We start from the raw sequence: 23,046 nt of genomic DNA, 5'->3' as shown, positions 1-23,046 counted from the left end.
GTCACGGGATGTCCGTCGCCAGGAATGTCAGTGGCAGGCCGCAGACCGACAGGTCGACCTCGTCGAGATAGGAGCCGTCACCCTCGAAGTGTTGCCGGAATCGCGTTGTCGCGCCGTAGCGTTCGGCGACGGCTTCAGCGGAGGAGGCCGCCGCGACTCCGATCACCACCGTGTACACCCCGTCGCCGTGGCGCTCGAGGAACTCGTTGACCGAGGCGGCGACCTCACCGGGCGATCCCGGGATGGGGCTGATCAGCTCGATACCACGATTCCAATCGAGGTGAATGTCCAACCCGAGTTCTGCCAGCTGAAAATTCTCGAAGGCAAACCCCAGGTCGGCGAACATTTGCGCGACGTTTGCGTGCCGCTCGGGCGCCACAGCGAACACGACGTGATGAAGCAGCGGCGATTCAGGCATGGACGTCTCCCAGTCGAAAGTTATGCATTCGCGCAAAGTACTCCGCGCGGGAGGAGCAGCGGCAGGTCGTTGTAGGTGGCGATCCCGGGGGCCGCCGCGACGACGGCGGGTATCGCGGTGATCGCCGGCATCGCGGTGATGGTGAGACCCAACATGATGTAGTCGTCCAGCGTCTCGCCCTGAAAGTCCGGCGGCGGAAGAAAGCTCAGCGTGGTCTTGATTGTCGGTCGACCCTGAACCTCGATGGTGTAACCCATATCCAGTGGCCAATCCGGGTCCAGCGATTGACCCTTGCGCCAGCGCCCGCGGATCTGGATGACCTCTCGGTCACCGATTATCCCTTTCCAGCGGACGTCCACGCCGGCGACGCACCCCGTCGCGATCGTCCAGTCGCCGGGAAGGTGGAGATCCTCGGTGGTCCGGGCGTACTGGGCTTCGCAGCGCACTTCGTCGAGCTCCGCACCCAGGGCGTCGGCGAGCAGCAGTACCCCGTCTCGGAAGACGCCGGAACCCTTCTCGGTGACGGAGGGGAGATCTGGGTGATCGATGGGATAACCGAAGCCCATGGGTATTTCGGTTTGCGGCGAGTTGTAGATAGTCGTATCAGCGGATTCCAGCATGGACACCTTGTCCACCCGGTCCGAGAGCCCCGCCGAGACGATGGCGAACAGTTGGATGAATCCCGGGTTGATGCCGCTGCCGAAGATGGTCGATCCGCCACGGTCGCACGCCTCGGCGATGCGATCGCGCCCCGCACCGAGGAAGTGGCCGGTGATGAACCCGGCGGTGCCCACCACGTTGATGCCCGCACCGAGAATTCGGACCAGCTCGTCGACGTCGGGGAACATCGGGTTGTAGACCACGCAGTCAGGCTTGAGCGCGAGCAAGGCCTCAATGTCGTTGGTGGCCTTCACGTTGAGGGGGCCGATCCCGCACAGCTCGCCGACGTCGCGTCCGGCCTTCTCCGGCGACCACGCGTAGCATCCGACGAGCTCCAAGGTCGGGTTCGAGGCGATCGCCCGCACCGAGCTCTTGCCGACGTTACCCGTCGTCCACTGAACGACCCGGTACGTCAATGTGGCGCCGCATGCTGTTGGGCCGCCTGGCGGGCGACTCGTTCGTCATGAATCCTGACCAGTTCTCGGAACCCGAGCCGGTGGTACTTCGGTATCGGCTGGATGCCCCACACGTCTTGCGCGGTGGCCTTGCCCTCGGCCCCCTCCGGCGGTCCGAACGGCGGGTACGGGTACTTGCACTCCAGGGTGTCGTTGGAGTAGCGAATCTTCAGGAGCTCGCTACAGATTTCGGTGAGACTCAGTGTCGGGTATCCGTAGTAGACCGCCATGAACGGCAACGTGAACGCGCCTTCGATGACCAATGCCACCAGGCATACCAGGACTGCGCGCTTGATCCATTTGTGCATTCGGGCGTAATACGGGGTTGTCCCGGGCTCGAGATCGGCAGCCGGATCTTTTTCCTCAATGGGCGATGATGCGGTCATAGCGTCCTCCTTAAAGCTGTTCAGTCGGAGAAGATTTCGCGGTTAACCGTGTGCAGGTACGGGATCGCGAGGAAGGGGGTGATGTAGAAGATGTCGTAGAGCCACCAGCCGATGACCGGAAACACCACACCGGCGTAGCGCACGTCGGCGAACATCGTCATGTTGAACACGTACGCGGACCAGATCACCACGCCCATCCAGCAGGTGACGACCATCCATTGATGACCCCACCGCTTCATCTGCAAGAACCCGATCGCCGCGGCCACCCGCATGGAGAAGACCGTCAGAATCAAGCCCGCCACATAGGCCTTCTCACCCGGCCCGGCCGCCCCGCCGACCCACAGCTCGTTGTAGTGCCAGAAGTAGCCGGCGTCGAACATGTTGCCCCAGCCGACCATCAGCACCCGGTTGATCAACGTGTGGTTGGCGACCAGGTCCAGTGCCCAGCCCAGGCTGTTGAGCATTCCGTCGATCAGGACCAGGTAACCGATCAAGGTCACGATCATGGGCCGGACCGACAGACCCGCGCGCAGGGCCTGGCGCTGCAGCCACACCCCGCGCATGAAGATGGGAAAACCGATCAATCCCGGGGCCCACATGCCCATCAGGGCGGCGCCGACGATCATCCACTTGTCGGCGCGGCGCTGCGCCTGGCGCGATTCGTCCTGGTGGTCCTCGAGGCTGACGGAGCGGTCGCCTGAATGACGGTTGAGCAGGGGGAGATTCACAGATCCCACCATCCGCGCGCGAACGACATATAGAGCTGGATCCCGAACATCACCGCCAAATACCCGTAGATGACGATCTGGAAGACGATGAGCGCTCGCTTGCGCTTCTGCTCTTTGAGATCCATGCCGGTAGCTCCTTTCTAGGGCTTTCTAAGGCGAGGTGGCCAGGCTGGCTGCCGCGACTTCACGTAGGCCGTCGGTGATGGCGCCGTCGGTGCTCAGGGGCGCAAGTATGCAAGCGTCGGCCGCGTCCAATTCGGCTGCGCCGGCTGCGATCAGTTGCGCGGCCGTAACCAACACCCTGGTCGACGGTGGCTCGAAGTGAAAGGCTTCGTCGGCGGTGCGGATCGCAACCGCGCATGCGACCAGCCGCTGCGCGGTGGCCAGGGGAATGCCGGCCTCGGCGACGATCACTTCGGCCTCGCGGTGGGGCGGCAAGTACGTCATCGCAAGCGTGACGAACCGCTGGCGGAACGACGGTTTGAGTTCCTTGAGCGAGCTGCGATATGCCGGGTTGTACGAGCAGACGAGCATGAAGGTGTCCGGCGCTTTCACGACTTCGCCGGCACGGTCGAGGTATAGCGATCGCCGGTGGTCGGTGAGCGAATGCAGGATGGCCAACGAGTCGTGGCGAGCCTCGACGACTTCGTCGAGGTAGCAGATCGCGCCTGCTTTGACGGCTCGGGTCAACGGTCCATCGGTCCAGACCACATCACCACCGGTCACCATGAAGCGCCCGACGAGATCGGAGCTGGTGAGATCGTCGTGGCAACTGATGGTGACCACCGGCCGCTCCAACAGCAGGCCCATGTGCTCGACGAACCGCGTTTTGCCACACCCGGTAGGACCGGTGAGCATCACCGGGATCCGTTGGCGGAAGGCCTGTTCGAACAGCTGGACCTCGTTGCCGTTTGCGAGATAGGTATCCGTCATGCGGCGACCAGTTCACGATGGACATGAGCCAGCACCTGCGGAAGCTCCTCTACGCGCCGGATCCGTTGAGAACGACGGGGCCCGAACACCTCCGGGAGCGGGTCGACTCGGGTTGGACCAACGCCGACGTAGTAGGTCGACACCCCCGCGTCGTTGGCCTCCTCGACCGCGTGTGCGGCATCCGCCCAGGCATAACGGCCCTCATAACCTTCATCGGAGATCAGCCCGTCGCCGATGACGATGAGTAGGCGCCGCTCGGAGGGCTGCTCCAGAAGGCGGTTCGTCAAATGGCGAAGCGGCGCGCCGAGTCGCGTGTAACCGCTGGTCTGAAGTCCGAGGCCGCTCGGCGGCACAAATCGGGGGTCATCGAAGTCCTTCAGGCACCGAACTTCGACGCGGTGTCGGGTGTTTCCGGTGAACATGAAGATTCCGTGGCGCTCGCGAGCACGGTTCATCGCACGCGAAAGCGCATCGGCACAAGCCAATTCCAATCGGAAGATCCGGCCGCCGTGCACTCCCAGCGATGAACTACCGTCGAGAAGCAGCGCAGTGGCGACGTCTCGGCCGCTGGGTAGCAATTCGCGGAAGATGCGGGGTTCGCTCGCCTCGCCGGTCGCCGTGTCGACGTAGTAGCTGACGTATTGTTCGACGTCCAGGTCGGAGCCGTCTTCGAGGCTATTCTGCATCGCGCGATGCGTGTGTTCTTCGAACCATTTTCGAAGGTCGGCGGAGATGGAGCCGGGTTGGCGATTGCGGCCGGCATGTGCCCGCTCGAGAACCGCCACGTGGTCTCGCATAAAACTCTTCGTCCACGCATTCCACTCCGGATAGGGGATGCCGGGTCGATGGTCGGGGGTGATGTCGAAGTCGTTGTCCTGCGGTCGGCTCGGCGGCGGCAGGTTGGGATTGCGGACACCCCCGTCGCCGCCGACGGGTACCGAGTACGGCCGCGGCAGACGCTTCTGTGTTGTCGTCCATGGCATCCTGCCAAAGCTGCGCCGCAGCCTGTCCGCCAAACCCTGCGGCATCGTGTAGGCCAGCGGCAGGTTACCCAGCAGCGGGTGCACCGTCAGCGCCTGCCCTGTCGCTGCCAACGCGACCGCACGGTTGAGCATCTCGGGGGCGTCCATGTCACCGGCTTCGGTGGGGAGCTCGGGTAGCACTCGTCTGATCTCGGATAGCAGGCCTGGCCAGCGCGACGCGATCCAGCCGAGGGCGACGCCGGCTTCGACAAGCGTGAGCGCCCGCAGTTCGCGAGCGGAGAGCTCGTTCAGTCGATATTCGGTGACGCGCTCCTTTGAGGGCGAACATTGCAGGGCCACACCGCATGTGAGCGTTCTGCGTGTCCAGCCGGGCGGGGCGGGGTAAGGGACATGAACGAAGGCGAGCTTGCCGTTCAATCCGAACGCGCGCCGCTCACCCGTGACGAGCCGGGCGCCTTCGCGGCGCTGCTCACTGAGCGCGACCGCCGTCACGGCGCAACTTCGTTCGAGCGCCAGCGCGTGGGCATCGGCGAGTTCAACCATATGTGCCCCGAACCGCTCAGAACGTACCGATGTTGGAGAAGAGCCAGTACCAGAACCAAATGATCAATCCGGTGCCGCCCCAGGCGGCGACGTAACGCACGATCTCCCACAAGTAACCCACGATCTGACCTCCTTGGTTGGGTGCTGCGGACGAACCGACGCGTGATCTGCCGGGGCGGACCGCCGATACGCGCTTCCTTTAGCCGGTAACACAGTCCGCCTTGCCCGTCAGTTTGACTGATTGAAGTCAACGGTAAACGTCAAGGCGGACGTCTGTCTAGCCGGACTGGATGACGAAATGCCTGCTTATGCAAGTGAATTCTCCGAATCGTTGGCCGCATTAGTCGGAAAAGATTTCTCGATTGACGGTGTGCAGGTAGGGGATTGCGAGGAAAGGGGTGATATAGAAGATGTCGTAGAGCCACCATCCGACCACCGGCAACACGACGCCGGCGAAGCGCACGTCGGCGAACATGGTCATGTTGAAGACGTATCCGATCCAGATGACCACGCCCATCCAGCAGGTGATGACCATCCACTGATGGCCCCAGCGTTTCATCTGCAGGAAGCCGATTCCAGCGGCGATGCGCATGGTGAAGACCGTCAGGATGAGACCAACCTCCCAGGCTTTTTCACCGGGGCCCGCCGCGCCGCCGATCCACAACTCGTTGTAGTGCCAGAAATAGCCGGCGTCGAACATGTTGCCCCAGCCGTTGAGTAGCACGCGGGCAAGCAAACTGTGATTTGCCACCGTGTCAAGCGCCCATCCCACGGTATTGATGGCGGCGTCGATGATGACCAGATAGCCGAGCAGGGTGACCAGCATCGGGCGAACCGAGAGGCCATCGCGCTGGGCCCGGCGCAGCAACTGAACGCCCCGGAGGAACAAGGGCAGCCCGAAGACCCCCAGGGCCGTCGTGCCGATGAGGAGGCTGCCGGAGATAAGCCATTTGTCGGCCCGACGCTGCGCGAACTCCGATTGTTCTGAGTGCTGCTCAAACGTCAACCCCGTGTGGGGAGATCCGCTTTCCCGCGCGGCCGGGTCGATGCCGCCGGCACGCTGGTGCAGCCTCGGCAGGTTCACGAACCCTCCTCATCAGCGGCAGATTGGGTGCGCTCGTGCACTGTATCAGACTGACTACAGTCAGCCAATCGTCTATCGATATACGAGCTCGTCGTCGTCCGGTTCCATGCCGGCCGCAACCACCAGCTTCGAGCCCGGCCGAAACCGCACGAGGTCGAGGACCAGTTCCGCCACCTGCTCGTGCGAGTAGTAGTTCCGCAACTCCGCCCATTCTGTGGCTCCGAAGGCCTCGGGATCCGTCAGGAACGCCTTGGTGAAGCGAAGGACAACTTGTTGGTGGGCGGGCAGATCGCCACTAGCCGGATCCTCGAGGTACTGGACGGTTTCCTCGTCAAATCCGCGATCGATCGCGGCGTTCAGGCGCAGATTGCGGCAGATCGCACAGCGCGACAATCGTCCACTGAGAATTCGCAGGAGTTCGCGTGTAACGATGTCAACACAGCCCGGGTAGGCCACCTCTTGGAAGCGAATCTGGGCAGCGCCCAACTCCGCAGCGGCGTCGGCCAGGGAGATACCAGTTCGTGGAGTGCTTGCCATCTCACCACCTCGCCGCGCCCAGCACGAGCCTCGCGCGCTGGGTGGTCTCGAAAAGCCCACATGCGTAGGTGAGGACGAGGAAACCTCCTTCCCCCAGCTCGTCGATGACCGCACCGCACAGTTCGTCGGAGACCTCCTGTGCGTCGACGAGGAGCTGTTCGGCGTAGCCGAGACATGCACGCGCCCGACGGTCGAAGCGACCGCTGTTCGGCCACGACCTCAGCGAGTCGGCCATGGCTTCGTCGAATCGATCTGCAAGCGCTTGAGGTGTGCGATGTTCCAGCGCCACGGTGCAGCCGAGGATCTGGGCAATTCGCAATCTGCATAGCTCCAAGAGGATCGGAGATACGAGGGTCTGATTCCAGAGGGCGTATTCAACGTCGCGCAGGGCCGCCGCATATTCCGGGCGGGCCCCGACGATCTCATCGAACGACGCCCTCGCAGCGGTGCCGGCGGGTTCTGAGCGCATCACCATAGGTATATCCCGACAATCGTGCCTGATAGCGTCACGATCCAGACGTCGATGAAGACCCGAAGCCACCGCGGGCCCGATCGCACTTCCATGAAGTGTCGAATGATCAAGTAGGCCTTGCCCATTGCGATAGCGAGAACCACCATGGCCACCGCCGTGGTCGCAGTGCGCCCATATCCTTGTTCGGCGTGGCCCAAAAGCCACGTCACGACGGTGACGGCTGACAGCACCAGCCAGACGTAGGTAATGCGTCTTGCATCCGTCATTCACTCACCTCATTACGTAGAGCAGCGCGAAGATGATCACCCACAGCAGATCCACCATGTGCCAGAAGGTGGTGCCCTGCTCGACGACGGGCGCCCTAGGGTCCGCATTTCTGCGGATGTAGACCACGACCACCGTCAGGATGCTCAAACCCATGACGACGTGCAGCATGTGGACGCCGGTCAAGACGTAATAAAACGACATGAAAGTGCCGGAAGGGAAGGTGTGGCCCGCGCTGACCTCAAGCCACCACTCGGACAATTTCAACACGATGAACAACACACCGCATGCGCCGGTGGCGGCGAGAAGGCGTGTGGTCCGTTCACCGTCGCGGGAACGCGCCGCGAGGACGGCCCGCGCTGCCAGCCACGAGCTGAACACCAACAGCAGCGTGTTGACCACGCCCAGGTCGAGATACATGTTGTTTTGCGCAGCGATGAAAGCGCTCGCTTCACGCCGGCGGAAGATCATGAAAGCGACAAAGTACGAGGCGAAGATGATCATGTCGCCGAGCACGAAGAACCACATCGCCCCGTCGCCGGGCAAGTATCGAGTCCGGGGCTGCGTGGGGGAGGTCGCGTGTTCCGTGGCGGAATCGCCTGGCGTCATTTCGATCTGCTGCGCATCACTCATGGGACTGCTTCATTCCTGTATGTCGGCGCACCCGTCTCACGCTGACAAATCGTTGATCGGTTGCCGCTGGATCGCCCTGTAGAGCACGTAGAACTGGCAGACCTGCCAGAAAAGGTAAACCGCCGTGTCGATGTAGAACGCCATCAAGCCGTTCCACGCGAATGGGCCGGAGTGGAAGTTGAACACAACCGCCGCAAGGAACTCGGTGACAATCTGCCAGATTGTGGCGTACGCGAACCACTTCGGATAGATGTTGTTCTTGTCGAGCAGAATCGCCGCCCCCAGCACTGCCCACGCCGCGGCGAAGCAACCCAGGGATCCGATGTACGACAGAAACGCCATGTCGTACAGCAACATCAGCGTCTCGGGCGAGCGACCCGGCCGCAACACCGCCGTGAGGAACGCGAAGGCGCCCCATAGGAAACCCGGTGTCGCACCGACCGAGAGCGTTGCGATGAATGCGTACGAGAAAACGGGATGCACCGACATGCGCCGGATCTGGTAGGCGATGAGGCCGTTGGCCGGGCCGACGAAGCCGGCGATCACCATCAGCGACCCGAATCCGATCTTGATGCCAAGCGACTGATGATCGAAGAACGCCGCGACCTGCTCCGGTGTGATATCCGGCCGGCGAGGCGGCATCAGCCGAGCCAGTGGGACGTAGATGATGCCCTGCAGCGCATAGAAGACGGGGATGGTCCACCAAACGACCCAGAGATCGACCTTGGGGTTGGCAAGCCATCCGCGTCGGCGGGAATCCCGCCCGCCCGTCGAGATTGGCGGGGGAGCGGTACGGGTCATGCGGCGTACTCCGGATCCACTTCCGGGCTTGTCTCGGCTTCACGTGCCTGTCGCAGAACGGCGGTGCGCAAGACGACGAACATCACCGCGACGTAGATGCTCAACGCCACCAGCCGAAGCCAGAACGACACCGCACCGTTCCAGGCGAACGGGCCCGACGTCACCACCGAAGCACCGGCCGCGGGTGCAATCGCGGCGGCGACAACCAGACTGAACCCCGCGACCCAGCGCGGCAGAATCGGCCGTTCAACGGAGTCGAGGAAGACAGCGAACGCCAAACAAAGGTTCTGCACGACGATCATCCCGACCGGTGCCACGAAGATCATCCACGCCATGTCGTTGAGCAATTGGACCAACTCGGGATTGCGATCCGGCCTGAATGCCGCGAGCAGCCACATGATGTCGGCCATGGCGAACACGGTCGCGCCACTTGTCGCCGCCGTCAAATAGCAGTAGCTGAGCACCTTGCTGGGCGTCGCCATCCTCTGCATCTGGACGACGATCACCGAGTAGAACGGCAGCAGCATGATGCCGAAGATGTTGAAGGTGACCATGCTGAAGCGGACTTCGGAGGCATGCTGTCGATAGAAGTCAGCGACCTGCGGCGCTGACATCGTCGGTGACATTGGTGGGAAGAAGCCGGGGAACTTCAGAAACGCGAGGAGCAGGAACAGCCCCATTGCCGGCACCGTCCACAGGCAAAGGAGCTGCGTCTTCACGATGAAACTGGTAGGCATGTCGCGCTGTTCGGTGATGATCACCATCCCCTTCCGTGCGGTGGCCGCAGCACGCGTTGTCGGGGCAACGAGAGTCCACTACCGGATATTTCTCCACGATCGACGCCACCCCACACGGACACATCTAACGACGTACGTTGACTAAAGTCAATCAAGATCAGTCCATCCGGCTAGGCTCATGCGAAGCACAATCCATCGTTACTCCCGCGTTCCGGTACGGCGACCACCGAGGAGTAATTCGTCACCGCGCAAGGGACGGCAGCAGCTTCGCCGGCGGAATGTCCTCCAGGGCAACCAGGCCCGCGGGCGCTTCGCATACCCAGTCAATCGCGTTCAACGCGCGCGCTGCCGTCGACATGCATGCGGCGTCGGTGGCATCGAGCAGCGGATGCGAGATATGAGTGTTGATCTCCACCCGGGGTTCTCCCTCGACGGTTACCCGGTGCACGCCGGTGAGACCGTCCGGGGGGTAGACCCAGTCGGGTCCCGCCGCATCCGTCAGGCGGGTGACGTGCTCGATGGTTATCACCGGCTCCCCACCGAGGACCCCTTCGACGGCGAATCGAACAGCGGCCCTGCGCCCCGGCTCCACGGTCATCATGGTGCACTCGATCGTCTTTGGCGTGTACCAGCTTTCGGTCCGCTGACGCGTTTCGTCGAGCTTGATCCCCATCAGGTCAGCGAGTCGACGGACCTGGCCTCCCCACATGAAGTCGACGATCCCAGGTTGGAACAGTAAAGGCGGGTCGTCGTCGGGCCCTTTGTTGAAGCCCATCCCCTCACCGGTGAACTCCGCATCGTCGTAGTTTCCGTAGTCGAAGATCTCTTGCACCGTCACGGAGCGGGCACTGGTGACGAGGCTCAGGGCCGTGTGAGTCAGGGTGTCGGCAGAGAAGCCGGGATCAACCCCGTTGATGTAGAGCGAAGCGTTGCCCTTCTCGCAGGCTTGCGCAAGAGGGTCTCGTATCCAGTCTTGAGCATGGTTGGGTGCCACTAGCCAGACCAACGAGGTGCCAACGACATTGGTGCCGGCGGAAAGGAATTTGGACATCTGCTCGATTACTTCCGTTGGGCGGGTCTCGGCTTGCGCCGTGAAGACGACGCAGTCGGCCCCGAGCTTCACGAGCGCGTCGATGTCGTCGGTCGCGAGGATCCCCGTCGCTTCGCTCACTCCGCAAAGTTCGGCAGCGTCGCGGCCTATCTTGTTCGGACTGGCGGCGTGGACGCCAACTAGCTCGAGATCTGGTCTCTCAATGATCGTCTTGAGCGAGTGCCGGCCGACATTGCCTGTCGAGAACTGGATCACCCTGCGCATGCTGCCTCCGTTCACCATTGGTCTTGCATGATCACTTGGGCGCCGCTAGTCGGCGCTGATGAGACCGAGCCTGGAAAAAGTGTCCCGGGCACCTTCCTTCCAGTGCTGCGAGCACTTTCCGATGAGTTGCTCGCGGCGGGTGTTGTCTGACCAGAAGCTGTCGAAACTGACCGGAGACTCCACGAAGCTTGCGGTCACGCCGGTGAGTTCGGCGACGTACTCACCCATCTCCTGATCGGTGACCGGGTCGTCTCCGCCCCAATTGACGATAGTCGCAGGGACAGTTGCGATTTCAAGCAGCTTGTGCGCCTGGTCGGCGATGTCAACGCCTCCGATGGGTGAGCCGATGTTGTGGTAGCCCACCGGTTTGAGCCAAGGCTGTCCGCCCTTGAAGGTGTGATATTGCATGACGGGCAGCCCGCCGTGACCGGTCCAGCTGTAGCCGACGTTCATCCGGGCAATGGTGGTCGGGAGGTCGAGCATCCGGGCGGCGGCGCGAACGCTGCCTTCGGAGGTGATCTTCGCGATCGGATACACCTCGGCGTAGCTTGCGAGGCCGCCGAGCGGGTCGGTCTCCGCGTAGGCGTGGTTGGGGTGATCCGCGTGCGGCTTGTAGACACATGTGCTCGACACATGGAGGAACGCTTTTGCCTTGCGGCAGTGCTGCATCAGCAGCGCGGAACCTTCGGCGTTGTTGGTGATGGCAACGTCGTAGTCAGGGCTGAGGTTCAGAGCCGAATGGACCACGTGCGTGAAGTCGTCGGGCAGCATCGAGTTGTCGCCGGTGTCCATATCCCATACACATGTCTTGATGCCGAGCGCCTCGAGTTGTGCCTTCCGGTCCGGGTTGCTGAATCGCGCCGCGATCCATACCTCATTATTCCTGGCGAGATCCTCGGCGATCGGTCCGGCGATTTGTCCGGTTCCGCCGGTCACCAGGATCTTCTGGTCTTGAAGCATGGCTAGGGCACCCTTCTGCTTGCGGATAGGCGGTCCGTAGCGCAGCGTCGCCGCACGCCGCGTCAACTCACTGACTGTACTCAGCTAAGGGGCCGTGCGGTCAAGGGAATGTCGCTAAATTCGGGCAGATCGCATTCGTGCCTAACTGCGGCAAGCAGCGTTCCCACGTCGGCCCGTCCCTGATTTGCCTGCGGCAGCGGAAGGGACAAAGCCAAGTGACTGACAGAAGTCAACTGCGGGACCGTTGACATCATCTTCGAGAAGCGCCTACGCTCAGCGCACGCTCAGCCGTTTCAGCCTGGGCGAATTGTCGGCGAACTTGCCTCTTACGCCGGCCCGGTTGCGCTCCGGCGGAGAGTCGCTCGCCCTGTAGTGGCGGTGCATGCAAAGGAGTCGCAATGACGCTTACCCATGAGAAGGCCGCGACGGGAAAGACACAGGCCGAGCGGAAGTACCGCGTCATCCAATGGGGCGTCGGCAATGTCGGAACGGTGGCGCTCCGCCACTTCGCCCATAACCCGGCCTACGAACTGGTTGGAGTGTTGTGCAGTCGTCCGGAGAAGGTCGGCAAGGACGCCGGCGAGCTCTGCGGTAAGCCGCCGACTGGAGTCCTCGCCACCGACGACAAGGCCGCCATCGAGGCTCTCGATGCCGACTGTGTGTTCTACGCGCCGCTGTGGTCCGATCCCGACGAGGTCTGCCGCCTCCTGCGCGGCGGCAAGAACGTGGTCGCCTCGGGTGGCGCGTGGTGGTACCGCACCGAGCACAGCCAGGCGGATATCGACAAGATCCACGCCGCGTGCCTTGACGGCGGAACATCGTTCCACGCGGGCGGTATCAACCCGGGTTTCGCGGGAGATCTCCTGGTGCTGACGTTGGCCCGGATCGTCAGCCAGATCGACACCATCCACATCTACGAGGTCGTGAATTTCGGCAGGGACACGCTGAAGTACCTGTTCGAGATGGGGATGGGGAGCGATCCCGCGGGGTTCGAGGACGGCCCGAACTTGCTCGGGCAAGCCTGGCCGTTGTTCGCGCAGTCGATGGCAATGATCGTCGAGAACATGGGCAAGACCGTCGAAAGGTACACGACGGAAGTTGAGCTTGGGGTCGCCACGCGCGACATTCCCTTCGAGGGAGGGCAGACCAGCGACATGCCGGGCTTCAAGGGTGTGATCAAGAAGGGCACCGTCGCCCGCCAGCATCACAAATGGACCGCATGGGTGGAAGGCCGGCCCTTGATCATCTTCCACGAGATCTACACGATGGACACCTACGATGCCATTGAGCCGCAGGAGGATTGGCCACAGCACTACCACTACCGCATCGTGATCGAGGGCGACTCCTCCACGGAGCTGATCCTGCAAGGGGCGCAGGACCCGGACGGCGGCTACGCGTTACCCGGCTATACCTGGACAGCGATGGGCCCCGCGAACGCGATTCCCGCGGTCTGCGACGCGCCGCCGGGGTTCATGTCCCACAACGAGCTCGGACTCATGCCGCTGCGCGGAGTGATACGCCCGTGACGCATCCGGGTCACGGCTGCATACTTCGCAACGTCCGCGCGACGTAATCTTCCAGCAGAGCGTGACCGGTCGGCCAGTGATTGGTGGTGACCAACAGGGCGTAGAGACCCAGTAGGAAAAACACCGCGCTGTTCATGGGATTGACGTGTTGATCCACCTCGCCGCGTTCTTGGGCCTGCGCGATCTCCTGTGCGACCAAGACGATCAACGGGTGATCCCTGCCGTCTTCGGTAGGCGGGCGGGTTTGTGAGAAGTGCAGCGCAAGAAAGTCATTGAACAGCAGATAGCCCAGCCGGTGTTCCAATCCGACCACCAGGCGGACGGCCTCGTCCAAGGCGGACGCAAGATCGTGCTTCTTCTTCAGGAATTGCGCGAATTGTTTGGCGATGCGGTCCTCTTCGCGGTGCTCCAACTCCAGCAGAACGTGCTCCTTGGTCGGGAAGTGAAAAAAGAATGTTCCATGAGCAACCCCGGCGGCCGCCACGATGGCGCCGACGTCCGCTTCTGCCATCCCGGCCCTGGTGAACTCCGCAATCGCGGCGCCCATCAGTCGCTCCCTCGTCTGCAAGCGCTTCGCTTCTCGCGCGGACAGCCTGTCCGTCACCGCCATGTCTATCCTCACAGTTGACCTGACTCACCCGGGAGTTACGAGAGTATCCGAAAAGGGACGATCCGTACGCCCCATAATGCCCTGTCCTACTTGGCCGTCGTAGAACTACTCCTGCAATCGACGGCTCACGCCCGGCAGTTTCATTGACTTTAGTCAGGCTGCGTTCTTAGAGTGAACGGCGCACACCTCACGCGCGGCCAAAGGAGCCCGGCATGGCGTTGGAACAGTTCAGGCTGGATGGACAGGTCGCGATCGTCACGGGCGCCGGGAAGGGTGTCGGGGCGGGCATTGCCCGCGTCTTGGCGGAGGCCGGGGCCACGATTGTCGGGACCGCGCGTACCGAGGCGGATATCGTTGGCACGATTGAGGGTATCGAGGCCGCGGGTGGCAAGGGGCTGCCACTGGTCGCGGACGCGATGAGCCGTCCCGACGGTGAGCGCGTGGTGAACACGGCCATGGAGCGCTTCGGGCGCATCGACATTCTCGTCAACAATGTCGGCGGATCCACGTATGCGCGGTTTCTGGACATCACCGACGAGGATTTCCGGCACACCTTCGACTGGTGTGTGACCTCGGCCTTCATCATGAGTCAGCTCACGGCACCGCACATGCTCAGCGCCGGACACGGTTCCATCGTGAACATCTCGTCCGGTTCGGCGCGGTTCGGCATTCGCGCGCTGACCGCCTACTGCGTGGCCAAGGGCGGCCTCGAAGCGCTCACCCGCGCCATGGCACAGGAACTGGCCCCGAAGATTCGCGTCAACGCCATCGCCCTGGGTTCGTTTGCCACCGACGGCCTGAAGGGCAGCCTCGACCTGATGCCCGGTTCGCTGGAGAAGATGCAGGAGGCCACACCGTTGCATCGACTCGGCGATGTGGAAGACCTCGGACGGCTTACGGTGTACCTGTGCACTCGCGATTGCTACGCGACCAACGCGACCTTCCACGTCGACGGCGGCATCGACTCCAACAATTCGCCACTGCCGATTCCCGACTACTGATCCCGGACTGGCGAAGGAGAAGCGCGCCGTGCGCAGAGTGATTCAATTCTCGACCGGCAACGTAGGGCGGCATTCACTGCGCGCGATCATCGGTCGGCCCGATTTGGAACTGGTTGGCGTGCATGCCGCCAGCGCTGAAAAGATCGGCAAAGATGCGGCGGAGTTGTGCGGACTGAGCGAGCCCACCGGCATTATCGCCACCGACGACATCGACGCCTTGATAGCCCTTGGCGCCGATTGCGTCGTCTACACGTCTCAAGGCGAGACGAGGCCGATGGAGGCTATCGATCAGATGGCCAAGTTCCTGGCGGCGGGCACCAACGTCGTTGGCACGTCCATGGTCTGGCTGGTCACCCCGCGTCATGCCGACGACTGGCTTCGGGTGCCGCTGGAGCAGGCCTGCGCTGCGGGCAACGCCTCCCTCTACGTCAACGGAATCGACCCCGGGTTCTCCGGCGACACCTTGGTGCACTCGGCGGTCAGCCTGACCACCCGCGTCTCGTCGATCACCGTGCAGGAGATCTTCGACTACGGCAACTACGACGATGCCGATTTCACTGGTGTGGCAATGGGTTTCGGAACAACCGAGAACGATGACACGGCAATGATGTTTTTGCCGGGCGTAATTGTGTCGATGTGGGGCGGCCAGGTGCGGAGTCTGGCAGACAACCTCGACATCAAACTCGACGAGGTCCGTCAGCGTATCGAACGCTGGTTCACGCCCGAGCGCATCGAATGCACAATGATGACGGTCGAACCTGGACAGATGGCCGCGGTTCGGTTTGCGACGGAGGGTGTCCTCGACGGCGAACCGGTGATCACCCTCGAGCATGTCACCAGGCTGACCACCGCCGCCGCGCCGGATTGGGAGTTCCCTCCCGAGGGCCATACCGGCGTACACCGCGTTGTCGTCGAGGGCGAACCGCGGGTCGAGATCAACACGCATGTTTCGCATCCGACGCTCGATTCCACCGACGCCGGCTGCGTCTCGACGGCCGGTCGGGCAGTCAACGCCATCGATTGGGTGTGCCGCGCGCCCCAGGGACTGATCGCCGTGGAGGACATTCCTCTGTCCGCAACCATGCGCGGCCTGATCTGGTGACAGCATCGCCCCCGGGACGAGTTGCCGGCAAACGCGTACTCGTAACCGGCGCCGCCCGCGGTTTGGGGCGCAGCCATGCGTTACGGCTCGCGGAAGAAGGAGCTGATCTCATCCTGGTCGACATCTGCCGATCGCTGCCGCAGATCGACTATCCCTTGGCCACCGAGGATGACCTCACCGAGACCGTAAGACTGGTGACGGAGCTTGGCCGTCGCTGTGTGAGCCATGTGGTCGACGTCCGCGACGACGTCGAGTTGCGCGCTGCCGTCGATGACGGCGTCAGCAAGCTGGGCGGTCTGGACGGGGCGGTGGCCAATGCCGGCGTGTTGACATCGGCGCCCTGGGATAGAACGACGCCCGATCAGTGGCGAACGGTGGTCGACATCGATCTCATCGGAGTGTGGAACACCTGCGCGGTCGCGATACCGCACCTGCTCGAGCAGGGGGGAGGCAGTCTCGTCACCATCAGTTCGGCGGGTGCCGTGAAAGGCTTTCCGCTACAGCTGCCTTACACGGCCGCCAAGTATGGTGTCGTCGGTCTGACGTTGGGATTGGCCAACGAACTGGCCGCCCAAAGGGTGCGGGTAAATGCGGTCCTTCCCACCGGGTGCCATACCGGCATGATCCCCCCATCGTTCGGCGCCGCCCTGGGTGAAGAACGGCCCGACCTGATTCCGATCTTCGTCAACGCGATGCCGACGCCGGCCGTCGAGCCGGCCGACGTCAGCCACGCGGTGCTGTTCCTCATTTCCGATGAGTCCAGATGGGTGACCGGGCTGCAGTTCAAGGTCGACGCCGGCGTGACCATCAACTGAATCGCCTACAGCGGCCAGCTGTTCGGCCCGATCTCGTAACGCAGGGCAGCGGCCGGAGGCAATGGGCTATGTTCGTCCACCGATATCGCATCGATGACGAGGGCGACGTAGCGTCGCCAGCCGTCGCTGCCCGCATCCATCGTCGACAGCACGCTGAACAGCATCGCGACCAGGCGCGGCAGGTCGTCGGCGACCAGGTCGGCGCGGATGCTGCCGATGCGCTGGCCTTCTCGGGCAAGCTCGCCGAGCGCCTCGTGGAGCGAGACCGAGATGTCGGAGGTCAGCGAACCGGCGCGGCGGGCCGCCGTCAGCAGGTTGTGTTCGCGGGCGCCGAGCGATATTGCCGCCTCGATCAGTTCGGTGAGACCGCGTAGTGGGTCGTCGGCGCGCCGGGCGCTGTCGATCACCGGCGTGAGGTCCTCGGCGATGCTTTGGTCCAGGGCGGCCCGGACCAGGTCGGCCTTGGTCGGGAACCTGCGGTAGAGGGTGCGCTCCCCGACGCCTGCGCGACGGGCGACGGCTTCAACCGGCGCATCCGGCCCGAGCTCGCCATAGACGTCCCGCGCCGCGCGCAGGATGCGCTCGACATTGCGCGCCGCGTCCGCCCGCAACGGCCGGTCTTCAACCGCGGTCATGGCGACAGCCTAACTGACGGTTGACTGTCAGTTGGCTGGGTTCTACGCTCTTGGTAATTGACAGCTATCTGCCACTTAGTAGGAAATGCCGGTGATGTCAACAGCTTCCGAAGTCCGCTCTGACGCCGATCTTCCGGTACTGCCCGTTCCGCGGGCGGCGCAATGTCCGTTTGCGCCCCCGCCCGAGTTCGCGGACTGGCGGGAGCAGCCCGGGCTCCGAAAGGCGATGTTCCAGGGCAACCCGGTCTGGGTGGTGAGCCGCTACCGGGACATCAGGGCGGCGCTGGTCGATCCCCGTCTGTCCGCCAAGACAATTCCGGACTCCACCATGCCGAGGGACGCCGACAATAAAATTCCGGTGATGTTCGCACGCACCGATGATCCCGAGCATCAGCGATTGCGGCGCATGATGACAAGCAACTTCACCTTCAGACGTTGCGAATCGATGCGGCCGCACATCCAGGACATGGTCGATCACTACCTGGGCCAGATGATCGAAGGCGGCACGCCGGCCGACCTGGTGCGTGAATTCGCCTTGCCGGTGCCGTCAATGGTGATCGCGCTGTTGCTTGGAGTGCCGCCGGACGATCTCGGGCTCTTCCAGCACAACACCACAGTGGGGTTGGACCACAGGTGCACCGACGAGGAGCGAGGGCAAGCCTTCGGTGCGATGTATGCCTACATCGAGGAGTTGGTGCAGCGCAAGGAGCGCGAACCCGGCGACGACTTGATCAGCCGTTTGGTCACCGAATATGTGGCGACGGGCCAACTCGACCATGCCACCACGGCCATGAACAGCGTGATCATGATGCAGGCCGGCCACGAAACCACCGCCAACATGATCTCGCTGGGAACGGTTGCGCTGCTGCAACATCCGGATGTGTTCGAGCGCCTGGGGCAAACCGACGATCCCGCCGTCGTCGCGAACATCGTCGAAGAGCTGATGCGCTACCTCACCATCGTGCACAGCCAGGTCGATCGCGTGGCGACCGAAGACCTCATGATCGGTGGTCAGCTGATCCGTGCCGGGGAGTTCGTCATGATGAGCCTCCTCGCCGGAAACTGGGATGCCGAATTCGTCGACAATCCCGAATCCTTCGACATCGACCGAAACACCCGCGGGCACTTGGGCTTCGGCTACGGGGTGCACCAGTGCATCGGGGCGAACCTGGCTCGCGTCGAGATGCAGGTCGCGTTCGCAACGCTGGCGCGCCGGCTACCCGGGCTCAAACTGGCGGTACCGCCCGATGAGCTGAAATTCAAGCACGCCAATATCTATGGCATGAAAGAACTTCCGGTCAGCTGGTGACCAACGAGCTCCGGTTCGACGATCAGGTCGCCGTGATCACCGGCGCCGGCGGCGGCCTGGGCAGGCAGTACGCGCAGTTGCTCGCCTCGCGCGGCGCGCGCGTCGTCGTCAACGACGTCGGGGGATCGGTAACGGGGGACGGCGCCGACGGCGAGGCTGCACGCGCCGCCGCCGCCGAAATCCGCGACCGGGGTGGCGAGGCCGTGGCCGACACCCACAGCGTGACGACCCCCGAAGGCGGACAGGCGATCATCGACACGGCGCTGCGCGCCTGGGGGCGGGTGGACATCGTGATCAACAACGCCGGGATCGTCGGTGACGCGCCGTTCGCGGACATGACGGCCGACCGGCTGGAACCGCTCATCGACGTGCACCTGAAGGGCGCGTTCCACGTGACGCGACCCGCGTGGAACCTGATGCGCGAACGGGGCTACGGCCGGATACTGAACACCTGCTCGGCGGCGGGAATCCTTGGCGCCGAACGCATGAGCAACTACGGCGCGGCCAAGACCGGATTGATCGGTTTCACCCGGGTGCTGGCTGCCGAGGGGGCGGGCCACAACATCAAGGTCAACGCCATCGCGCCGATCGCCTACACCCGGATGCTGGCGCGCGAAGTCGAGCACGCGACCGGGCAGCAGCCCGGCGAGAACCAGGCCGTGTTGGATGACCTTGTCGGACAATACCTCCGAAAACTGGACCCTGCGCTGGTGGCTCCGGTGGCGGCCTTCCTGGTGCACCGCGAGTGCCCGGCTTCCGGCGAGATCTACACGGTCGGCGCCGGGCACGTCGCCCGCTTCTTCATCGGCAGGACAAGGGGCTTCCACCGCCCCGGGCTGTCCGTCGAGGACGTGCGCGATCACCTCGACGAGATTCGGGACGAGGCGGGCTACACCGTCCCGGGCGGACCCGCCGACGAGATGACGGAGCTGTTCGCGGCCGTCAGTGACCGGCCGCGCTAGGGCTCACGCGGGCTTGCCGAACTGGCGCCAGACCACAAAACCGATAGCCACCAGGACGCCCGCGATCACAGCGAACGCCAAGGTCTGGAGCGCATCGATCGCGAACCAACTGGGGTCGTACGAGTCGGCGCCGTTGACGCACTCGAAGTCCACGCTGGTTCCCGACTGGCCGGGCTTGTAGCTGTAGTGCGAGGTGTTGTACGCCAGCTGGTAGCCGCTGTCGCACACGATTGGGCTTGTCCACAGCGCGGTCGACGGCATCGTCGCGGTCAGCGCCGACGCGCCGCCGACGCAGAGACCGATGGTCCCGGCGATCGCCCCGAAACGATTGGCCCAGACGCTCCCGCCTCGTTCGCGCCGGCGGCCCTGCGCCACTTGGTGTCTCGAGCCGACCTGTTGCGCATAGGGGGGTGGCGGTGCCGTGCCGGAGAATGCGCGGTATTCCGGGGCGGAGCCCTGGCCCGAATACACCACCGAATGGCCGACCTTGAACGTCGCTTTTCCGTGCTTGAAGATGTTGTCGATCTGCTCCTGCGACAGGCCCGCCTGGGCCGCCGCTTGCATGAACGCCTCTCGATGCTGGGCCATCTCGGGGCCCGAAGGCCCGCCGGGCCCCGCCGGCCCGCCGGAGCGCAAACCCTCCCACAACGACTCCGCGTACTGGCGCGCGCGCTCGTCGCCACCCTGGCTCGTACCCGTTTGCACCGAGAAGAACGACGGCGACTGCCCCTCGCCGGGGTTCTGGCCGGCGGCCGCCTTGGCCTCGGCCAGTTGACGTTCCAGCTCGGCGATGCGCTTTTGCTCAGCGAGCTGACGCTCCAGGTCGGCGATGCGCTTTTCGGGATCGTCGCGGTCCATCGGCAAATGGTCCCACGCCGAAACCGCGGCTGCAGCAAATTCGGGGCGCCAGTCAGCAGCCGAACGCGACACCCACCCCGTCCGGCGGTGGCACCGGCTTCAGGCAGCCGAACGGCTGGATGCCGGCGGCGGCGAACCGCACCGCCGACTGATGAGCGTAGTTGACGCAGACGAGGCCCGAATCGTCGGCGCGGCAGCGGTAATCGCCGAACGACAACGAATCGCCGTTCGCCAGTTCGGGCCCGTTGCCGTTGAGGAACGGACCCGGATCGGCGCGCGCCGACCCCACCTGGAGGTTCGTTCCGTCGAAGTCCACCCAGCCGCCCTTCCAGTCGCCGTAGGCCGTGTCCGGGCGGGGCGGGGGATTGGTCAGGGCGACCAGACACGTCAGCGCGCCGCCGGTGTGCTTGGAATCGGTCATGCAGGACACCTTGCCCCCTTGAACGGTCAGGGCGACGTCGTTGCCGAGCGGCGTGGTGGCGCCCTCCCGGGCGGCGCTGTGATAGCGACCGGGATCCGCAGGGTGAGCTGCCTCGATCCAGGCGATGACGTCGGCGATCGTGGTCCCGGGCCCGGGCGTCCCAGACGGCGCTGCGGGTTTGCTGGCCGACGCTCCGGCCGATGTGGTCGCGGGGGGCTGCGTAGTGGTCTGCGGCTGCCCCGAGTTGCCCCCGAGATGCGAGCATCCGGCGAGCAGCAATGGCACGGCGAGCACCGCGGCGATCCGCATCCCGTCAGGCTAGCCGCCACGCCCGGCGATTCGATCGCTAGCCGCGCGCTACCGGCGCGGTGTCGGCTACCGTCACTTGTATGCATGAGCGCATCATTCGCGCCCGCACGACCGCCGGCATCGTCGAAGGCTTCACCCGCGACGGCGTAAACCGCTGGCGGTCCATCCCTTACGCCCGCCCGCCGGTGGGAGCCCTGCGATTCCGGGCGCCGCAACCCGCGCCGCGGTGGTCGGGCGTGCGGCACTGCCACGGCTTCGGCAACTGCGCGCCCCAGCAGCGCCGCTACACCATGCTCGGTGTCGGCCGCTACCAGCCGATGAGCGAGGACTGCCTCACCCTCAACGTCGTCACGCCCGAGGTGGCGGCGGACGAGGCGCTGCCCGTCATGGTCTTCGTTCACGGCGGCGGCTACATCATGGGCAGCTCGGCCACCCCGCTCTACGACGGCGCCGCGCTGGCGCGCCGCGGTTGCGTGTACGTGTCGGTCAACTACCGCCTCGGCGCGCTGGGATGCCTGGACCTGTCGTCGCTGTCGACGCGCGACATCAAAATCGACAGCAACCTGTACCTGCGCGACCTGGTGCTGGCCCTTGAGTGGATCCGGGACAACATCGCCGAATTCGGCGGAGACCCCGGCAATGTCACGATCTTCGGTGAGAGCGCCGGCGCCTGCATCACCTCCACGTTGCTGGCCGTGCCCGCCGCCGAAGGCCTTTTCGCGCAGGCGATCTCGGAAAGCCCAGCGTCGGGGTTGGTGCGGTCGGGGGAGATCGCCGTCGAGTTCGCGAAGCGCTTCGCCGGGCTGCTCGGCGTGCGCCCGCAGGACGGCGCGCACGCGGTGATGCAGGCGTCCGCGGCGCAACTGGTGGAAACGCAGCACCGGCTGATCGACCAGGGCATGGAAAGCCGGTTGGGCGCGTTCCCGATCGGCCCGGTCGTCGGCGACGACGTCCTGCCCGTCGACCCCGTCGAGGCGATGCGGTCCGGCCGGGCGCACAAGGTGCCGCTCATCGTGGGCACCAACGCCGAAGAGGGCCGCCTGTTCACCCGCTTCCTCAAGATGTTGCCGACGAACCAATCGATGATCGAAGAGCTGCTGGCGGACACGGATCCCGCTGCCCGCGAGCGCATTACCGCCGCCTATCCCGACTACCCGGCGCCGTCGGCCTGCATCCAGCTCGGCGGCGACTTCGCGTTCAGCTCGGCGGCCTGGCAGATCGCCGAGGCGCATGGCAACCACGCACCCACCTACCTCTACCGCTACGACTACGCCCCGCGGACGCTGCGCTGGTCGGGTCTGGGCGCCACGCATGCCACCGAGTTGCTGGCCGTCTTCGACGTCTACCGCACCCGGTTCGGCGCGCTGCTGACCGCCGCCGCCGACCGGCGCGCGGCGCTGAAGGTCAGCAACCATGTGCAGCGGCGGTGGCGGTCCTTCAGCCGCACCGGTTCGCCGGGCGACGACTGGCCCCCGTACACCCGCGCCGACCGCGCCGTGATGGTGTTCGACCGCAAGAGCCGGATCGAGTTCGATCCGCACCCGCACCGCCGGATCGCCTGGGACGGCTTCTCACTTGCGCAGTGACCT

General features: G+C 64.2%; 27 protein-coding genes. 7 read left to right on the top strand and 20 right to left on the bottom strand.

The genetic code is table 11. The features are described from left to right. Position 1: 1 nt before the first annotated feature. The 16 genes from A9X00_RS17735 to A9X00_RS17665 form a co-directional block, all read right to left on the bottom strand. A complete protein-coding gene (locus A9X00_RS17735) occupies positions 2–418 on the bottom strand; it encodes a hypothetical protein (RefSeq protein ID WP_067156054.1) in 417 nt (138 codons plus the stop codon). 20 nt (positions 419–438) lie between these two features. Further along, positions 439–1,494, bottom strand: a complete 1,056-nt coding sequence (locus A9X00_RS17730; RefSeq protein ID WP_067156051.1) for a dihydrodipicolinate reductase — start codon at positions 1,492–1,494, stop codon at positions 439–441. Further along, on the bottom strand, positions 1,491–1,919 hold the full coding sequence (locus A9X00_RS17725; protein ID WP_067156048.1) for a hypothetical protein: 429 nt from the start codon (positions 1,917–1,919) through the stop codon (positions 1,491–1,493). Before A9X00_RS17725 ends, A9X00_RS17730 begins: the two co-directional genes overlap by 4 nt. A gap of 20 nt (positions 1,920–1,939) precedes the next feature. After that, the gene (locus A9X00_RS17720; RefSeq protein WP_067156046.1) at positions 1,940–2,659 is read right to left on the bottom strand and encodes a hypothetical protein; all 720 of its coding nucleotides are present in this window, start codon (positions 2,657–2,659) and stop codon (positions 1,940–1,942) included. Next, positions 2,644–2,772: a hypothetical protein gene (locus tag A9X00_RS32370; protein WP_255342544.1), complete on the bottom strand. Its 129-nt coding sequence runs from the start codon at positions 2,770–2,772 to the stop codon at positions 2,644–2,646. Before A9X00_RS32370 ends, A9X00_RS17720 begins: the two co-directional genes overlap by 16 nt. Before the next feature lie 25 nt (positions 2,773–2,797). Continuing rightward, positions 2,798–3,580 (bottom strand): AAA family ATPase, encoded by a 783-nt coding sequence (locus A9X00_RS17715; RefSeq protein WP_067156043.1) that lies wholly within the window; start codon positions 3,578–3,580, stop codon positions 2,798–2,800. After that, positions 3,577–5,106, bottom strand: coding sequence for a nitric oxide reductase activation protein NorD (locus A9X00_RS17710; RefSeq protein ID WP_067156040.1), 1,530 nt, complete (start codon positions 5,104–5,106; stop codon positions 3,577–3,579). Before A9X00_RS17710 ends, A9X00_RS17715 begins: the two co-directional genes overlap by 4 nt. A 340-nt stretch (positions 5,107–5,446) precedes the next feature. Beyond that, a complete protein-coding gene (locus tag A9X00_RS17705) occupies positions 5,447–6,112 on the bottom strand; it encodes a hypothetical protein (RefSeq protein WP_232006871.1) in 666 nt (221 codons plus the stop codon). Between the two features lie 150 nt (positions 6,113–6,262). Continuing rightward, positions 6,263–6,727, bottom strand: a complete 465-nt coding sequence (locus A9X00_RS17700; RefSeq protein ID WP_156772153.1) for a carboxymuconolactone decarboxylase family protein — start codon at positions 6,725–6,727, stop codon at positions 6,263–6,265. 1 nt (position 6,728) lies between these two features. Next, positions 6,729–7,202 (bottom strand): carboxymuconolactone decarboxylase family protein, encoded by a 474-nt coding sequence (locus A9X00_RS17695; protein ID WP_067156035.1) that lies wholly within the window; start codon positions 7,200–7,202, stop codon positions 6,729–6,731. Further along, positions 7,196–7,465, bottom strand: coding sequence for a cytochrome C oxidase subunit IV family protein (locus A9X00_RS17690; protein WP_067156032.1), 270 nt, complete (start codon positions 7,463–7,465; stop codon positions 7,196–7,198). Before A9X00_RS17690 ends, A9X00_RS17695 begins: the two co-directional genes overlap by 7 nt. A gap of 4 nt (positions 7,466–7,469) precedes the next feature. Then, positions 7,470–8,096 carry a cytochrome c oxidase subunit 3 gene (locus tag A9X00_RS17685; RefSeq protein WP_232006870.1) on the bottom strand — a complete coding sequence of 209 codons (627 nt, stop codon included), beginning with the start codon at positions 8,094–8,096 and terminating at the stop codon, positions 7,470–7,472. 36 nt (positions 8,097–8,132) lie between these two features. Further along, entirely contained in the window at positions 8,133–8,897 is a 765-nt protein-coding gene (locus tag A9X00_RS17680; protein ID WP_232006869.1) for a hypothetical protein, read from the bottom strand. Continuing rightward, positions 8,894–9,661, bottom strand: coding sequence for a hypothetical protein (locus A9X00_RS17675; RefSeq protein WP_067156030.1), 768 nt, complete (start codon positions 9,659–9,661; stop codon positions 8,894–8,896). Before A9X00_RS17675 ends, A9X00_RS17680 begins: the two co-directional genes overlap by 4 nt. Positions 9,662–9,875: 214 nt before the next feature. Then, positions 9,876–10,949: a dihydrodipicolinate reductase gene (locus A9X00_RS17670; RefSeq protein WP_067156073.1), complete on the bottom strand. Its 1,074-nt coding sequence runs from the start codon at positions 10,947–10,949 to the stop codon at positions 9,876–9,878. 45 nt (positions 10,950–10,994) lie between these two features. Then, the gene (locus A9X00_RS17665) at positions 10,995–11,975 is read right to left on the bottom strand and encodes an NAD(P)-dependent oxidoreductase (RefSeq protein WP_156772151.1); all 981 of its coding nucleotides are present in this window, start codon (positions 11,973–11,975) and stop codon (positions 10,995–10,997) included. Between the two features lie 332 nt (positions 11,976–12,307). On the opposite strand from A9X00_RS17665, the gene A9X00_RS17660 reads away from it, so the two are divergent. Next, complete coding sequence (locus A9X00_RS17660) at positions 12,308–13,435, top strand: dihydrodipicolinate reductase (RefSeq protein ID WP_067156027.1); 1,128 nt, start codon at positions 12,308–12,310, stop codon at positions 13,433–13,435. Positions 13,436–13,445: 10 nt separating this feature from the next. Here the strand turns inward: A9X00_RS17660 and A9X00_RS17655 are convergent, their stop codons facing one another. Next, the gene (locus A9X00_RS17655) at positions 13,446–14,045 is read right to left on the bottom strand and encodes a TetR/AcrR family transcriptional regulator (protein WP_067156024.1); all 600 of its coding nucleotides are present in this window, start codon (positions 14,043–14,045) and stop codon (positions 13,446–13,448) included. A 212-nt stretch (positions 14,046–14,257) separates the two neighbouring features. Here A9X00_RS17655 and A9X00_RS17650 point away from each other — a divergent pair, with 212 nt between their 5' ends. Genes A9X00_RS17650 through A9X00_RS17640 form a run of 3 tightly spaced genes read left to right on the top strand, consistent with a single transcriptional unit; the run spans position 14,258 to position 16,963 of the window. Further along, positions 14,258–15,046, top strand: coding sequence for an SDR family NAD(P)-dependent oxidoreductase (locus A9X00_RS17650; protein WP_067156021.1), 789 nt, complete (start codon positions 14,258–14,260; stop codon positions 15,044–15,046). 28 nt (positions 15,047–15,074) lie between these two features. Then, complete coding sequence (locus A9X00_RS17645; protein WP_067156018.1) at positions 15,075–16,148, top strand: dihydrodipicolinate reductase; 1,074 nt, start codon at positions 15,075–15,077, stop codon at positions 16,146–16,148. Then, positions 16,142–16,963: a mycofactocin-coupled SDR family oxidoreductase gene (locus A9X00_RS17640; RefSeq protein WP_067156071.1), complete on the top strand. Its 822-nt coding sequence runs from the start codon at positions 16,142–16,144 to the stop codon at positions 16,961–16,963. The genes A9X00_RS17645 and A9X00_RS17640 overlap by 7 nt, the downstream gene beginning before the upstream one ends. 5 nt (positions 16,964–16,968) lie before the next feature. On the opposite strand, the gene A9X00_RS17635 is transcribed toward A9X00_RS17640, so the two are convergent. Beyond that, positions 16,969–17,598 carry a TetR/AcrR family transcriptional regulator gene (locus A9X00_RS17635; RefSeq protein WP_067156015.1) on the bottom strand — a complete coding sequence of 210 codons (630 nt, stop codon included), beginning with the start codon at positions 17,596–17,598 and terminating at the stop codon, positions 16,969–16,971. Between the two features lie 94 nt (positions 17,599–17,692). Between A9X00_RS17635 and A9X00_RS17630 the strand changes: the two genes are divergently transcribed. Both A9X00_RS17630 and A9X00_RS17625 read left to right on the top strand, forming a co-directional pair. After that, positions 17,693–18,907: a cytochrome P450 gene (locus tag A9X00_RS17630; protein ID WP_197515199.1), complete on the top strand. Its 1,215-nt coding sequence runs from the start codon at positions 17,693–17,695 to the stop codon at positions 18,905–18,907. Next, positions 18,904–19,869: an SDR family NAD(P)-dependent oxidoreductase gene (locus tag A9X00_RS17625; RefSeq protein ID WP_082975350.1), complete on the top strand. Its 966-nt coding sequence runs from the start codon at positions 18,904–18,906 to the stop codon at positions 19,867–19,869. The genes A9X00_RS17630 and A9X00_RS17625 overlap by 4 nt, the downstream gene beginning before the upstream one ends. 3 nt (positions 19,870–19,872) lie before the next feature. Here A9X00_RS17625 and A9X00_RS17620 read toward each other — a convergent pair whose 3' ends face one another. Next, positions 19,873–20,727, bottom strand: coding sequence for a hypothetical protein (locus A9X00_RS17620; RefSeq protein WP_067156010.1), 855 nt, complete (start codon positions 20,725–20,727; stop codon positions 19,873–19,875). Between the two features lie 52 nt (positions 20,728–20,779). Beyond that, positions 20,780–21,457 (bottom strand): hypothetical protein, encoded by a 678-nt coding sequence (locus tag A9X00_RS17615; protein WP_067156007.1) that lies wholly within the window; start codon positions 21,455–21,457, stop codon positions 20,780–20,782. A gap of 80 nt (positions 21,458–21,537) precedes the next feature. Between A9X00_RS17615 and A9X00_RS17610 the strand changes: the two genes are divergently transcribed. Then, positions 21,538–23,043, top strand: coding sequence for a carboxylesterase/lipase family protein (locus A9X00_RS17610; RefSeq protein WP_067156004.1), 1,506 nt, complete (start codon positions 21,538–21,540; stop codon positions 23,041–23,043). Positions 23,044–23,046: the final 3 nt, after the last annotated feature.

The sequence above is a fragment of the Mycobacterium sp. 1245805.9 genome, assembly GCF_001672915.1.
Classification (GTDB): domain Bacteria; phylum Actinomycetota; class Actinomycetes; order Mycobacteriales; family Mycobacteriaceae; genus Mycobacterium.
The sequence above is the reverse complement of the archived record's forward strand: the minus strand, read 5'-3'. Positions and strand labels throughout refer to the sequence as shown.

Excerpts from the sequence above, each read along its gene's own strand:
- A9X00_RS17620 (WP_067156010.1), bottom strand. The coding sequence starts at position 20,727 with ATGGACCGCGACGATCCCGAAAAGCGCATCGCCGACCTGGAGCGTCAG.
- A9X00_RS17685 (WP_232006870.1), bottom strand. The coding sequence starts at position 8,096 with ATGAGTGATGCGCAGCAGATCGAAATGACGCCAGGCGATTCCGCCACG.
- A9X00_RS17635 (WP_067156015.1), bottom strand. The coding sequence starts at position 17,598 with ATGACCGCGGTTGAAGACCGGCCGTTGCGGGCGGACGCGGCGCGCAAT.
- A9X00_RS17695 (WP_067156035.1), bottom strand. The coding sequence starts at position 7,202 with ATGGTGATGCGCTCAGAACCCGCCGGCACCGCTGCGAGGGCGTCGTTC.
- A9X00_RS17650 (WP_067156021.1), top strand. The coding sequence starts at position 14,258 with ATGGCGTTGGAACAGTTCAGGCTGGATGGACAGGTCGCGATCGTCACG.
- A9X00_RS17655 (WP_067156024.1), bottom strand. The coding sequence starts at position 14,045 with ATGGCGGTGACGGACAGGCTGTCCGCGCGAGAAGCGAAGCGCTTGCAG.
- A9X00_RS32370 (WP_255342544.1), bottom strand. The coding sequence starts at position 2,772 with ATGGATCTCAAAGAGCAGAAGCGCAAGCGAGCGCTCATCGTCTTCCAG.
- A9X00_RS17725 (WP_067156048.1), bottom strand. The coding sequence starts at position 1,919 with ATGACCGCATCATCGCCCATTGAGGAAAAAGATCCGGCTGCCGATCTC.
- A9X00_RS17715 (WP_067156043.1), bottom strand. The coding sequence starts at position 3,580 with ATGACGGATACCTATCTCGCAAACGGCAACGAGGTCCAGCTGTTCGAA.
- A9X00_RS17610 (WP_067156004.1), top strand. The coding sequence starts at position 21,538 with ATGCATGAGCGCATCATTCGCGCCCGCACGACCGCCGGCATCGTCGAA.
- A9X00_RS17680 (WP_232006869.1), bottom strand. The coding sequence starts at position 8,897 with ATGACCCGTACCGCTCCCCCGCCAATCTCGACGGGCGGGCGGGATTCC.
- A9X00_RS17710 (WP_067156040.1), bottom strand. The coding sequence starts at position 5,106 with ATGGTTGAACTCGCCGATGCCCACGCGCTGGCGCTCGAACGAAGTTGC.
- A9X00_RS17700 (WP_156772153.1), bottom strand. The coding sequence starts at position 6,727 with ATGGCAAGCACTCCACGAACTGGTATCTCCCTGGCCGACGCCGCTGCG.
- A9X00_RS17720 (WP_067156046.1), bottom strand. The coding sequence starts at position 2,659 with ATGGTGGGATCTGTGAATCTCCCCCTGCTCAACCGTCATTCAGGCGAC.
- A9X00_RS17735 (WP_067156054.1), bottom strand. The coding sequence starts at position 418 with ATGCCTGAATCGCCGCTGCTTCATCACGTCGTGTTCGCTGTGGCGCCC.
- A9X00_RS17690 (WP_067156032.1), bottom strand. The coding sequence starts at position 7,465 with ATGACGGATGCAAGACGCATTACCTACGTCTGGCTGGTGCTGTCAGCC.
- A9X00_RS17675 (WP_067156030.1), bottom strand. The coding sequence starts at position 9,661 with ATGGTGATCATCACCGAACAGCGCGACATGCCTACCAGTTTCATCGTG.
- A9X00_RS17615 (WP_067156007.1), bottom strand. The coding sequence starts at position 21,457 with ATGCGGATCGCCGCGGTGCTCGCCGTGCCATTGCTGCTCGCCGGATGC.
- A9X00_RS17630 (WP_197515199.1), top strand. The coding sequence starts at position 17,693 with ATGTCAACAGCTTCCGAAGTCCGCTCTGACGCCGATCTTCCGGTACTG.
- A9X00_RS17660 (WP_067156027.1), top strand. The coding sequence starts at position 12,308 with ATGACGCTTACCCATGAGAAGGCCGCGACGGGAAAGACACAGGCCGAG.
- A9X00_RS17670 (WP_067156073.1), bottom strand. The coding sequence starts at position 10,949 with ATGCGCAGGGTGATCCAGTTCTCGACAGGCAATGTCGGCCGGCACTCG.